6 protein-coding genes are annotated in these 14049 nt (G+C 65.9%); all 6 read left to right on the top strand.

The window, feature by feature from the left end; translation table 11 throughout:
- The first annotated feature begins 38 nt into the window (after positions 1 to 38).
- The 6 genes from QMN23_RS16390 (at position 39) to QMN23_RS16365 (ending at position 13971) form a co-directional block, all read left to right on the top strand.
- Positions 39 to 2696: a 6-bladed beta-propeller gene (locus QMN23_RS16390; protein WP_282000401.1), complete on the top strand. Its 2658-nt coding sequence runs from the start codon at positions 39 to 41 to the stop codon at positions 2694 to 2696.
- Positions 2697 to 2772: 76 nt separating this feature from the next.
- Complete coding sequence (locus QMN23_RS16385; protein WP_282000400.1) at positions 2773 to 5841, top strand: cytochrome c3 family protein; 3069 nt, start codon at positions 2773 to 2775, stop codon at positions 5839 to 5841.
- A 50-nt stretch (positions 5842 to 5891) separates the two neighbouring features.
- On the top strand, positions 5892 to 8594 hold the full coding sequence (locus QMN23_RS16380) for a CxxxxCH/CxxCH domain c-type cytochrome (protein ID WP_282000399.1): 2703 nt from the start codon (positions 5892 to 5894) through the stop codon (positions 8592 to 8594).
- Between the two features lie 150 nt (positions 8595 to 8744).
- Positions 8745 to 11936 carry a CxxxxCH/CxxCH domain c-type cytochrome gene (locus QMN23_RS16375; RefSeq protein ID WP_282000398.1) on the top strand — a complete coding sequence of 1064 codons (3192 nt, stop codon included), beginning with the start codon at positions 8745 to 8747 and terminating at the stop codon, positions 11934 to 11936.
- Between the two features lie 150 nt (positions 11937 to 12086).
- On the top strand, positions 12087 to 12914 hold the full coding sequence (locus QMN23_RS16370; protein WP_282000397.1) for a cytochrome c biogenesis protein: 828 nt from the start codon (positions 12087 to 12089) through the stop codon (positions 12912 to 12914).
- Positions 12895 to 13971, top strand: coding sequence for a radical SAM protein (locus QMN23_RS16365; protein ID WP_282000396.1), 1077 nt, complete (start codon positions 12895 to 12897; stop codon positions 13969 to 13971). Before QMN23_RS16370 ends, QMN23_RS16365 begins: the two co-directional genes overlap by 20 nt.
- The last annotated feature ends 78 nt before the right edge of the window (positions 13972 to 14049 follow it).

Here is a 14049-nt window from a genome sequence, read left to right as displayed (position 1 = left end):
TCCGGGCAACGGCCTAACGGTCGCGGGAGGCGTTGGGAATGAGAGAGTTGAAGCACCGTGTGATGACGATCCTGATGGCGGTTGTGGCGATGGTCGGCTGGGCCACCGGCGGCAGCGCGGCGACCGCGCCGCAAGTGACGGTCCTGCCGTCGATCGTCGACGGAGTGAAGACACCGGTCCGGCTGGCGGAGGACGCAACGGGCAATTTCTTCGTCACCGATCCCCGCGGCGGCATTCTCAAATATAACGGCAGCGGCAAGCTGCTCCAACTGATCCCGACGCCCCGTCCACCGCAGGGGGTCGTCGTCACGTCAGCCGGTTCGCTGCTGGTGGGGCAGGGGGACTATGTCGCCTTGCTGGACCAGACCGGCAAGGAATTGCGTCGGCTCGGCGCCGGCGCGGGGCAGTTCCAGATGGCTAACGGCATCGCGCTCGACGATACCGGCCGCATCTACGTAACCGACAGCGTCGACAACTGCGTTCAGGTGTTTTCCGCCGCGGGCGACTACCTGAGCCGGTTCGGCAGCACCGGTATTGGCCTCGGCCAGTTCAGTACCCCCACCGGTATCGCCTTCGAAAAAGAGGCCAGACAACTGGCCGTGGTCGATTCCCTGAATGGCCGGGTCGAGTTTTTCGATACCAACGGCGTCTATCAGAAGACCCTTTTTTCCTTTGGTTCCGGCCCCCTCAAGCTGACCCTCCCCCAGGGGGTTTCCTTCGAATATACCACCGATGCCGTACCAAAACTGTCGCGGATGTATGTGGCCGACTCCTTCCAGAGTTCCGTGCAGGTCATCGATCCGACGGGGAGCGGCACGTTCCTCAGCTACATCGGCGAGTACGGTGCCGGCCCCGGCCAGTTGATTGCGCCGCTGGATGCCATTTACGACGCCGTCGGCAGCCGGCTGGTGGTGGCCAATGGTGCCGGCAGCGTGGCGCTGTTCGGGATCGGCACCGGCTACGTGCCGGTCGATACGACTCCGCCGGCCTTGACCCTCAATGCGCCGCCGGCCAGTACGTCCGCGGCGAATCTGGCCCTGAGCGGGACGGTGGAGGCGGGGGCCACGGTGAAGGTTTCGGTCAACGGCGGCATAGCGGTCGGCGCTACGGTAAGCGGCACGGCCTGGAGTGCGTCGGTTGGCCTGGCTGCCGGCAGCAACGCGATTACGGTTACCGCCGCCGACGGCGCCGGCAACCTGACGACGCTCAATGCCACGGTGGCGCTGGTGATCCCGGCCACGACCTTTACCATCAATCCGGTTCCGGCGCTGATCGGGTCGACCGGTACCACCATCACCGGCACCCGCGGCAGTGGCGTGACCCTGACGGTTACCTCGACGACCGCGGGAGCGGTAGCCACCGTCAGCTACCCGACCGCTAGCACCTGGCAGGCCAGCGTCACCGGCCTGGCCGAGGGGGGCAACCAGCTTACCGTCGCCTCCGGCGGTGCCTTCGAGAACGTTACGGTGACCGTCGATACCCGGGCGCCGCAACTGACGGTTTCCGCGCTGGCCACCGGCAGCCATACCGCCGAGCGGGTACAGAACGTCACCGTGGCGGTCAACGAACCTCACCTGCAGTCGCTGAAGGTGAACGGCGTGGCGGTGCCGGTGGTCAACGGCGTTGCCAGCACGCCGGTGATCCTTGTCAACGGCTCGACAGCTATCTCCGTTACTGCCGTCGACCAGGTGGGCAATACGGCGACCGATACCCGGAGCCTTGTCTTCGATCCCCAGGTGCCCGACCTGGCGATCACCGCGCCGGCCGACGTGATCCGGACCCGGACCTCGGTGGTGGAGCTCTCCGGGAGCGCCGCGGCTAGCGCCACGGTTACCGTCAACGGCCAGCCGGCGACGATCAGCAATACCGGTTGGAGCCAGCGGGTGACCCTGACTCCCGGCCTGAATACCATCGCGGTGACAGCGACGACCGGCAGCGGTGGTACGGCAACGCTGAAACGGACCGTTTACTATGATAACGCGCCGGCAGTGATGATCGCTACGCCGCCGGATGATACGGCCCTGTCGGCCGGCAGTGCCATGCTCTATGGTACCACCGAGGATGGCGTCACCCTGGCCGCTACCGTTAACGGCAGTGCCGTCCCGGTAACCAAGAGCGGCAGCTCGTTCAGCATCTCGTTGCCGCTGACCGGTGAAGGAACTTACGCGGTGGCGGTGACGGCGACCGATGCCACCGGGGCGAAAGCGACCGCCTTCCGCAACGTTGTTGCCGACCGGACCCCGCCACGGCTGCTGCTCACCGGCCAGACCGTGCCGGCGCCCGCCATTCTCCTGGGGACGGCGGATGCGGACGCCACGGTGACCGTGGAAGACCGGAACGGCACCCTGGCCGTGCTGACGCCGGCCGGCGGAAGCTGGAGCCTGACGCTCTCCGGGCTGGCCTATGACACCGCCACCCTCCGGGTGACGGCCGCCGACGCCGCCGGCAACCTGCTGGCCAGGACCCTGGCGGCACCGGTCCCCACCGGCGATGTCAACGGTGACGGCAAGGTGACGGTCAGCGACGTGCTGCAGGTATTGCGGATCGCCGTCGGGGCGGTCAGTCCCACGGCCGACGATTACACCAACGGCGATGTCGCGCCAGTGGTCAACGGCAAGGTGCAGCCCGACGGGAAGATCGACATCCAGGATGCGGTGGAGATCCTGCGCAAGGTGGTCGGTGTGGCGACCTGGTAGGTGATTGTTCCCAAAAAATGTACTGTTATACTCTTTTCACCATCAGTCATTACCGTAGTTGCCCAAGGAGCCTTTCATGAGCAACAGGATCCGGTGTTGTGTCGCAGTGGTGCTGTTCGGCCTGGCGCTCGCCACGCCAGCCTTGGCCATCGATCCGCCCCATGCGTCGGTGAGCGGGTTCACCTGCTCGACCTGCCATACGGCACACGTTACCCTTGGCAGTGTCGGCTATAACAATATCTGCCTCACCTGCCATCGCCCGGGGGTCCCCCGCGGCGGGACGCTTCCTTTCGCTCCGGCGGACATGGCCAACCCCTTCGGCACCTATACCGGTCTCCGGCTCGGCACCCCCTATCAGACCTCCCATGCCTGGACCGGCTCCGACAACGTGCCGCGGGCCGGCGCCGCCCCGCCGCAGAATGCGGTACTCAACGGACTGAGCACCGACGGCACGCTGGCCTGCAGCCGCTGCCACGATCCCCACAACAATACCTATCCCCCCTATCTCCGGCTGGCCAACGACCGTGACCAGCTTTGCCTCGACTGCCACCGGGCACGCAATACCACCGACCAGGGGCGGGGGACCCACCCGGTCAACATTGCCTATTCGAGCGCCGTCAAACGGAATCCGGCCGGCTACAATGCCGTGCCGCTGAACAGCAATCCTGCCAACCCGACCTCGGCCATGCGGTTGATCGGCGGAACCGTCCTCTGCTCCACCTGTCACGGCGTTCACTATACCGACTCCAACAGCGCCACCTTCGACAATCACTCCAGCTATGCCACCCTGAAGCCCTCGGCGGGGTACCTGCTGCGCACCGACCTGCGGGGGGCGACCTCGTCAGCCCTGTCGATCTGCAACAACTGCCACAAGAAAACCTATCATAACGGCAAAGGACAGAACATCCAGTGTGCCGACTGCCACGGCGGCCATGTCGATGCCGGCGACGGCAGCGCGCCGAACGTGTTTCTGATCAACCGTTTCATCAATGCTTCGTCGAGTTTTGGCGTCGTGCGCAACAAGCAGGTCTTCATGCTCTATACGGCGGCGGCGAAACGGGTCTACAAGAATCCGGACGGCACCGGTATCTGCCAGGCCTGCCACGTGGTGCCGACCGGCAGCAGTTACCCCGCCGAGCACTCCCTGGCCACCGGCACCGCTGCGGTCTGTTCCGGCTGCCACATGCACGTCAGCTCGACCTGGTCCTTCTCCGCCTCGGGGGCGGCCTGCAGCACCTGCCACGGTTATCCGCCCCGCACCGCCACCAGCGGCGGTCCCGACGGCATGGCCGCCGGCTATGCCGTGGCGGGAGTAAGCGAGGCGACCACCCCGCACCGGCGCCACGCCGGCGGCGGCAGCGATTACAACTACGCCTGCGACCAGTGCCACAAAGGGAACAGTCACAATACCGGTACCTTCCAGGACGTCTTCAAGTCGACCGCCGGGAGTATTGCGGCCACCGCCGGCGCGACCCCGACCTATAACGCCGCGACCCGCAGCTGCGCCAATGTCTACTGCCACAGTGACGGCGCGCCGCGGAACAGCGCCCTGGTGCCGGTGCTGACCACCAAGACGGTTCCGGCCTGGCCCAACGGCGCCGGGACGATCACCGGCTGCTCCGCCTGCCATGCCGCCCAGCCGGCCACTAACGCCCATACCGCCCACCTTGCCAAGGGGTATGGCTGCGTCGTCTGTCATGCCGATACAGTAAGCGACAATACGACCATTGCCGACCGGAGCAAGCATGCCGACGGGCAGAAGACGGTGGTGTTCAGCAGTACCAATCCGCTGGCCGCCGGCACTCTCTGGAACGCGACGACCGCCAGTTGCAGCGCCAGCCGTTGCCATTCGAACGGCGTCGCCGGCAGCACCGGCGCGCCGAATACCACCCCCGTCTGGACCAATCCGGCTACCGGTGCCTGCGGTTCGTGCCACGCCACCTCGCCGGCCATCGCCGCCACCACTACCCAGACCATCGCCACCGGCCGCCATACCAGCCACCTGACGACGGTTTACGGCGTCCAGCTCGGCACCACCCTCACCGCCTGCCAGACCTGTCACGACTATTCGACCGCCAAGCACGTCAACGGGGTGGTCGATCTGCTTCCGGCCGCCTGCAACGGCTGTCATCCCCAGGGAGCGGTCTGGACGTCGACAACGCGTCTCGCCTGCACCAGTTGCCACGCGGCGGTGCCTTCGGTGGTCAAGGGCGTTGCCGCCCCCTACAAGGCCAGCTTCGCGCTCAGCGGCCACGGCCAGTCGGGAAGTGCCTACAATGCCAGCCGGGCCTGCGAGAGCTGCCACGATGCGAACAGCGCCCACATCTCCGGCGTGCTTGGCGACGCCACCCGACTGCTTCTCCCCGACGACAACACCCAGTGCGCCTCGTGCCATAACGATTCGACCAAGGTGTCGACGGCGGCCAAACAGAATGTCGCCTCCCACGTTACCGTCAAGGGGGGGCAGTCGACGATGCTCTGCAAGGTGTGTCACGATCCCCACGGTACCACCAACCTGGCGATGGTCCGGACTACCATCAATGGCGTGGCCATCGCCTTCACCAACCTTTCCAGCGGCTTCGTCAAGACCGCTGCGCCATACAACGGCCTCTGCCAGGTCTGCCATTCCCAAACCGCCCACTACAAGGCGGGACAGGCGCCGGACGGTCATCCGACCAAGTACTGCCTCTCCTGCCACAGTCACAAGGGGACCTTTGCCTTCCAGCCGGTGGGGGGCGGGGCGTGCGACTCGTGCCACGGCTATCCGCCGGCTCCGGTCGGCTTCGTTCCGACTACCGGCGATTACGGTGCTGCCAAGACGGAGGATTATCCCGGTGGCGGCGGCGCCCACGTGATCGGCAAGCATGTGCCGAAAGCGGCGGTGCCATCCCAGGGGTGGAGCAACTGCACCCCCTGCCACGGCAACGGTTCGCTCAATCCGGCGACCCATACCATGGTGCTGCCGGTCACCCCGAGCAAGGTCACCATCGACGTGCAGGATCGCTACAAGTTCAATTCCACCCTGCCGCTCGGCCCGCAGCAGTACAGCGGCAAGCTGCTTGACGGCGGCGCCAATGCCACCGGCAGCTGCTCGAACGTCAGCTGTCATTACAAGCCGTCGAAGCGGTGGAGCACGACCCGGTAGTGATTGGTTGTTCAATATTGGAGTAGCAAGGAACGCAGCAAGGAGAGGTCATGAAAGGAAAACGCAGAACATGTGCCGTGCGCGCCGCCGTGGCGGGGCTCGGTGCCCTGGCGCTGGTCGTGGTCGCATCCGGGCTGGCCAGGGCGGCTTCCACCTGTAGCGACTGTCACGGGATGCCGCCGATCGACGCGGCGTATCGCAATATCACCAGCGGCGGCTTCAAAGGAAGCCACCAGACCCACCAGCCGGCGTCGGCGGTGGCGTCGAACTGCGCCGTCTGCCATACCGGCAGCGGCAGTTACGTCTCCGGCCATTCGGATGGGGTGATCCAGCTCTCCGCCAACATCAATTCGTCGCCACTGACTGCAGTTTACAGCAAGGGGGTCTTTTTCAACCAGACCTCGAATCCGGTAATGGGGAGCTGCTCCAACGTCAACTGCCACTTCGAGAAGACCACTCCCCTCTGGGCGAGCGCCAAGCTGACCTCGCCCGCCAACTGCAGCACCTGCCACAGCCTCCCCCCTTCCGACGGCAACCATCCATCGATTACCGGCCCCGGCAAGAAGCACGGCGACTACTACGGCACCGGTGCCACCTCCTGCGTGAAGTGCCATCCGGACCACACCGTCGAGGCGGCGCCGTTTGCCCACGCCTCGAGCGCCGGCAAGCGTCCGCTGGCCCTCGGCTTCACTGCCGCCCCCAACAGCGGCGGCAGCTACTCAAAGACCGCCAACCTCAATTATCCGAACTATCTGCCGAGCCAGAACCCGGTCCGCGACGGTTCCTGCACCAGCATGTACTGCCACAGCGATGGCGCCGGCGGTGCGGCAAAAACGACCCCGACCTGGGGCGGGACGCTGCCGACCGACTGTACCGGCTGCCACGGCGGCAATGCCGCGTCGGCGAGCTCTATCGCCACTGGGCTTCATGCCAAGCATATCAACCAGGCGGCGCTGCTCGGCACGAACTTCGACTGCGCCCGCTGCCACAACAGCACGGTGAGCGTAGGCAACGACCGGGCGATCACCACCCTGACCAGTCATGTCGACGGGACCAAGACCGTCGCCTTCGTTGGCGGCGGTACCTACAATGCCACGGCCAAGACCTGTTCCACCACCGTCTGTCATTCCGCCGGCAAGAGCGCGGCGCCCCAGCCGGCCGCCCCGTCGTGGACCGGCGGGACGCTCGGCTGCAACGGCTGCCACGGCACCTCGAATGCGCTCGGCATGCCGGACTACGCCAACGGCGGCGCGGCGGCGGCGCTCGCCAACAGCCATGCCAAGCATGCCAGCGTAGCTGTCGACTGCGACAAGTGCCACGCCAATACCACTACTACCGGTACGGCGATCAAAGCCGGTTCCACCCTCCACACCAACGGCACGATCGATGTTACCTTCGATACCGCCAAGGCAGGGAGTACCGCTACCTGGACCGCGGCGACCAAGACCTGCGCCAACGTCTCCTGTCACGGCACCGGCAAACCGGTCTGGGGCGGCACTTTGCCGACCGACTGCACCGGCTGTCACGGCGGCACCAGCAGCAGCGCCGCGCCGATCGCCACCAACGGCCATGCCGGTCACCTGACCAAGAGCTACGGCCCCGGCAGCTATCTGGGGAGCACCGTCTCCTCGTGCCAGACCTGTCACGATTACAGCAGCGTCCAGCCCAACCCGAAACATGCCGACGGGGTCGTCGAGGTGCTGAACGGCGCCGGTTCGGCCTGCGTCAGTTGTCACCCCGGCACCCTGCCGACCTGGACCGCTACCACCCGGCTGGCCTGTGCTTCGTGTCACGCCGCTGCCCCAGCGGTATTGCCGAACGGCGTTGCTGCCCCCTACAAGGCGAACATCGCCACCACCGGTCATGGCCAGGCGGCTACCAACTACAATGCCAGCCGGGCCTGCGAAAGCTGCCATGACGCCAACAGCGCCCATATCTCCGGCGTCCTCGGCGACAACATGCGGCTGCTGCTGCCCGACGACAACACCCAGTGCGCCTCGTGCCACAACGATCCAACCAAGGTGCCGACGGCGACCAGGCAGAACATGGTCTCCCACGTCACCACCCTCGGCGGTGCGGCTACCAGCGACTGCAAGTCGTGCCACGATCCCCACGGGACCACCAACCTGTCGATGATCAAGACGACGATCAATGGTACGGCGATCACCTTCGCCAACCTGTCGTCCGGCTTTGTCAAGACCGTCGCGCCGTACAACGGCCTCTGCCAGGTCTGCCATACCCAGACCACCCACTACAAGTCCGGTCAGGCACCCGATGGTCACCCGACCAAAAACTGTCTCTCCTGCCACGGGCACAAGGGTGGCGCCTTCGCCTTCCAGCCGGTGACCGCCTGTGACTCCTGCCACGGCTATCCGCCGCTCCCGGCCGGCTATGCCAACGGCACGGGGAATTACGCGGCCGGCAAGCCCGAAGATTACCCGGGCGGCGGCGGTGCCCACGTGATCGCCAAACATGTGCTCCAGGGGGCGGTCCCGGCCGACGGCTGGGCCAACTGTACCACCTGCCACGGTAACGGCTCGCTCAATCCGGCGACCCACACCATGGTGCTGCCGGTGGCTCCGAGCAAGATCACCATTGACGTCAACGACAGGTATAAATTCAATTCAACCCTGCCGCTTGGCCCGCAGCAGTACAGCGGCCAGCTGCTCGACAACGGCGCCAACGCCACCGGCAGCTGCTCCAACGTCAGCTGCCACTTCAAGGCGTCGAAACGATGGAGCACGACCCGGTAACACGGTTGCCGGCCGGAGGGAAGTCTTCGGCCGGCAGCTTGCCCGCTCAATTGATTTTTTGCCGATTTCTGGTCAACTTAGAGGCATACGAGCGAATCCTGCCGGTCTTCCCCCGGGGGAGCGTCTGAAAGGGAAACAGGTATGACAAGGATGACGACGAGATACGCCCCTTGGTTTCTGGCGGCGGCGCTGCTGTCCCTGGCATCGCCCGCCGGTGCGGCTACCTGTAGCGACTGCCATGGCATGCCGCCGATCGACGCCCCCTACCGGAACATTACCACCGGCGGGTTCAAGGGAAGCCACCAGACCCACCAGCCGGCGATAGCCACGGCGGCCACCTGTGCCGGCTGCCACACCGGCAGCGCCAGTTATGCCACCGACCATATGAACGGCCGGGTCGACATGTCGAGCAATCTGAACAATTCGCCGGTGGCCGCCCTCTACAGCAAGGGGGTCTTTTTCAACCAGACCTCCAACCCGGTAATGGGGACCTGCTCCAACGTCAACTGCCATTTCGAGCGGACCACCCCGGTCTGGGCGAGCGGGCCGCTGGCGGTTCCGGGCGGCTGCAGTACCTGCCACGACAATCCGCCTGCCGACGGCAGCCACCCCTCGTTGAGCGGTTCCGGCAAAAAGCATGGCGATTACTACGGCACCGGCACGACCTCCTGCATCAAGTGCCATGTGGACCATACCGTCGAGGCGAACCCCTTCGCCCATGCGTCCAGTGCCAGCAAGCGGGGGCTCATCCTTCGGTTCACCGCTGCTCCCAACACGGGCGGAACCTACTCGAAAACCGCCGATCTCGCCTATCCGGCCTATCTTCCCAGCCAAACGCCGGCCGCCAACCGCAACGGCACCTGCACCAGCATGTACTGCCACAGCGACGGCAACGGCGGCGCCGCCAGGACCACCCCGACCTGGGGCGGCACCCTTCCCACGGACTGCACCGGCTGCCACGGCGGCAATGCTGCTTCGGCCAGTGCCATCAGTAGCGGCGTCCATGCCCAGCACATCAATGCCGCGGCGGTCATCGGCACCAACTACGACTGTGCCCGCTGCCACAGCGGCACGGTGAGCGCCGGCAACGACCGGGCGATCGCCACCCTGACGAACCATGTGGCGGGGAGCAAGACGGTTTCTTTCCTCGGCGGCGGCACTTACAACGCCAGCACCAAGACCTGTACCGCGACTACCTGTCACTCCGCCGGCAAGAGCACCGCCCCCCAGCCGGCAGCTCCGGCCTGGACCGGTGGAGCGCTCAGCTGCAACGGCTGCCACGGCACCTCCAACGCACTCGGTACGCCCGATTACGCCAACGGCGGCGCGGGGACGGCGCTGGCCAACAGCCATGCCAAACATGTCGCTGCGGCCGCCGACTGCGATTACTGCCATGCTGGCACCACCGTGACCGGTACGGCGATCAAGAGCGGCTCCGCCCTTCACACCAACGGCGCGATCGATATCACTTTCGATACCGCCAGCGTGAAGGTTGGGACGGGTGCTACCTGGACTGCCACCACCAAGACCTGTACCAACGTCTATTGCCATGGCGCGACGCTCGCCGGCGGCGGGACCACCAAGTCGCCGGTCTGGGGAACGACGCTCAGCGGTTGCGGCACCTGCCACGGCGATCCGCCGGCAACGACCACCCATGCCGGGGTGACGACCACCCAGTGCATCAATTGCCACAGTCACGTCAATGCCACCGGCACCGGCTTCACCAACCCGGCGCTGCATATTGACGGTATCGTCGAAGGAGGGGACTGCGTCAGCTGCCACAGCACCCAGCAAGGGACCGGTACCCGCCAGGTGGTCGGCACCGACACGACGCTGGCTTCGCACCATATCGTCGCTACGACGATCGACCAGAAATCCTGTGCCGTCTGCCACGAGCAGACCGTCTTCGGCCACAAGGTGGCCGGCGACGTGGCGGTCGGGATGTTCAACCAGGATACCGGCGCGGCTCTTACCTATGACGGGACGACAGCGACCGCCGGCAACGTGGAAACCTCCTGCAGCAGCTGCCACGACGCCAACGGCGCCAGCCGGCTCGGCGCCAATGCCCTGAAACCCTTTGCCGACTCCGGCGACGCTACCGTGCCGCCCAACATCGGCTGGGCGCCGGGGGCGATGGCTCACAGTGCGAACATGGCCTGTTTCAACTGCCATGGCAATTCCGCCGGCGTGGCAGGCAACACCCTCAATCCGAAGTATAACGCCCACGGTTCGGCCACCGCCAAGATGCTCCAGTACGCGTACAGCGCCACCGATACCATGACCACTGCCGGCAACTTCTGCTACAATTGCCACGGCACGACGATCGCCAACGGCGTCACCTCCCCCTCGATCCAGGCCGCCGTCAACCTGTCGTCCTCCATTGGCCACAAGAGCGCCAAGTGCTCCGACTGCCACGATCCCCATACCGCCCAGCCCGGTGTGCATACGGCCGGCCCCAATGCGGCCATGGCTCCGGTGCTGAACGGCGTTGCCGGCAAGGGGGGGTGGCCGGCCACCAGTCCTGCGATGGCGACCACCTGGACCGGCACCGGCACTCTGGCCGTCACCTATACCACCAAGCCGGCGGCGACCAACGAATACGAAATCTGCTTCAAGTGTCACGCCGGCACCGTTCCGGCCCCGACCGGCTACACCGCCGGCGCCCTGCGGATGACCGATCTCGGCCTCGAGTTCAACCCGAACAACAAGTCCGGGCACCCGGTGGTCGCCAGCCTGAACAACTACGGCGGCAGCGCGACGCCGAAGGCGCTTCTCGCCTCCGACATGGTCGCCCCCTGGACTGTCATCGGTACCCAGACCATGACCTGTTCCGACTGCCACGGCGCCACCGGCACCGGGGCCAAGGGGCCCCACGGCTCCAGCGTCCGCTGGATGCTGACCGGGACCAACCAAGCGTGGCCGTTTACCACCACCGCCGGCAACGGCACCGCCTCCGGCACCCCCTGGTCGCTCGGCAACCTTACCACCGGTACGGCGCCGAACAAGCTGTTCTGTCTCAACTGCCATGTGGTCAACGCCACCAACGGCATCCACGACGCCCTGCAGAGCGGCCAGCATTCAAGCTGGAAGAGCACCGCCCGCGGCGCCTGCATCTCCTGCCACATCCGGATTCCGCATGGTGCCAAGACCAGCCGGCTGCTCCGGCTCGGCACTGCCGCCGTTCTCGGCCGCTATGCGCCGGACGGCAACGGCAGCGAGGTCGGCACGAGCACTCAGCAGGTGATGAGCAAGTACACCAAAGGGACCCAGACCTCCAACCGTCGCGGCTCGTTCTCAGCCGTCGGTTGCAGCGAGCACTCCGGCGGCACCGAAACCTGGTAGCCGCTCACCGTTCTGTCGACTTTCGGCCGGGCGCCATGCCCGGCCGTTTTTCTTCGCGCAACTGGCGCGGCGCCGGCGTTACTGCCGGCTTTGTTCTCGCCGGGAGTTCCTGATGCTTCCCGGTATTCTGCTCAACTACAGGACCCAGCCATGAACCGCTCCTTTGCCCTGGTAACCGGCCTCCACTGGGGAGGCGTGCTCTTTTATGTCGCGGCGGCCATCTGTGCCATCGCCGGGACGGTCTTCAAAAAGGACCGGCTGGACCGGCTCGCTACCCGGTTTGCCGTCCCCGGGCTGCTGATCCATGGCGCCGGGCTGCTCGTCTGGTGGCGGATCGTGGGCCACGGGCCGTACATGGACCGGTTCGAGGTGCTGTCGGCAAACGCCTGGATCGCCGTCGCCACCCTGCTCATCGCCGGCCGCTTCTATCCCCGGCTGAAGTACGCCGGGATGGTGGTCTATCCGGCCGCTTTCTCGATGATTGCCGCCGGGCTCTTCTTCCGTCCGGAGATCAAGAAGCTGCCGCCGACTTTCCGCAGTATTTGGCTGATCCTCCATATCCTCTTCTACAAGATCTCCTTCGCCTCGTTCCTGATCGCCTTCGCCTTTTCTTTCTTCTACCTGCTGAAGCAGCGCAATCGGCTGCAAAAGCTCTCCCGCCTGCCGGAGTTGCCGGCCATCGACCTGATTGCCTACCGGTTTACCGGCTTCGGCTTCGCCTTCTGGGCCATCGGCATGCTGGCCGGCTCGATCTGGGCTTACCAGTCGTGGAACGTCTTCTGGAACTGGGACCCGGTCCAGACCTGGTCGCTGATCACCTGGGTACTGTTCGGCCTCTATCTCCACCTGCGGCGGTTTTTCAACTGGCACGGCGAGCGGGCCGCCTGGCTGTTCATCGGCTGTTTCCTGCTCGCCCTGATCTCGCTCTATTTCACGCCGCTGCTCGAGTCGTCGATCCATGCGGAGTATTTCAAATGAGCCGGCGTTCTCCGCGATGACGGTCCCCTTCTGGAAACTGCTCCGGGTGTTCCGGCAGATGCGCCGGAAGGTGCCGACCTTTGTCAGCTTTAACGTCGCCAACCGCTGCAACGAGGCCTGCCCGATGTGCGCGGTCTGGCGCGAGCCGGGCCCGGAGCTGCCGCTGCCGGAGCTGGAGCGGATCTTCGCCGACCTCCGCCGGTTCGGACTGCTGGTGGTCGAGGTGTCCGGCGGCGAGCCGTTTCTCCGTCCCGACATCTTCGCCATTTTTGCCCTGCTGGACCGGCTCGGCTATCTCTACACCACCACGACCAACGGCACTATCGTCACCGGGGAGATCCTGCAGGGGCTCCGGCAGGCGCGGGGGCTCCTGCAGCTGGCCGTCAGCCTCGATTCCCTCGACCGGCAATGCTACGCCCGGTTGCGGGGGAAGGACCTGCTGCCGCAGGTGCTGGTCAATCTCGACACGCTGGCTGCGGCCCGGCTCCCCCGGCCGGTGAAGCTCAACCAGACCGTCAGCCGGCACAACTTCCGCGAGACGCTGGCGCTGCTCCGCTTTGCCGGGGAGCGCGGCTGGTACCTGTCGGCCTTTCCCGTCAATACCGGCGACGGTTTTGCTCATCGCGCCGCCGATCCCCTCTATGAAGCGACGGCCGCCGAGCGGGAAGAGATGGCGGCGCTCTTCCGCGAGCTGGCCCGCCGGCGCCGCGCCGGCGAACCGCTCTGGGAATACAGCGGCTTTTACGACCTGGCTGCCGATTACGTCCTCGGCCGGGGGAACGCTCCCTGTGATGCCGGCCAGCTCTACCTGGATCTGCGGGCGGACGGCAAGTTGGCGGCCTGCGTCGATCAGCCGGCCTTTGCCGATCTTAGCCGGGAGAGCGTCGCTGCCGCCTGGCCGCGGCTTGCCGGGCAACGGGAGCGGCTTGATCGCTGCGCCGGCGACACCCCCTGCTGTTACACCTGCACCGCCAACGTCTCGCTGACCGCCCGCCACCAGCTCCCCTTCCTGCTGGAAACCTTCCGGATGCGGCGGCGCCATTACCGGCGCCGCTGACCGCTTCTGCCACCCACAGGCCCTTGCGTTGCCGGAATCCACTGCCTGCGATGCAATTTGCGCCGGCGCCGGCGGGGC

The organism is Geotalea uraniireducens (assembly GCF_027943965.1).
In the GTDB taxonomy this organism is placed as follows: domain Bacteria; phylum Desulfobacterota; class Desulfuromonadia; order Geobacterales; family Geobacteraceae; genus Geobacter; species Geobacter uraniireducens.
This window is presented reverse-complemented; position numbering and strand designations above follow the sequence as displayed.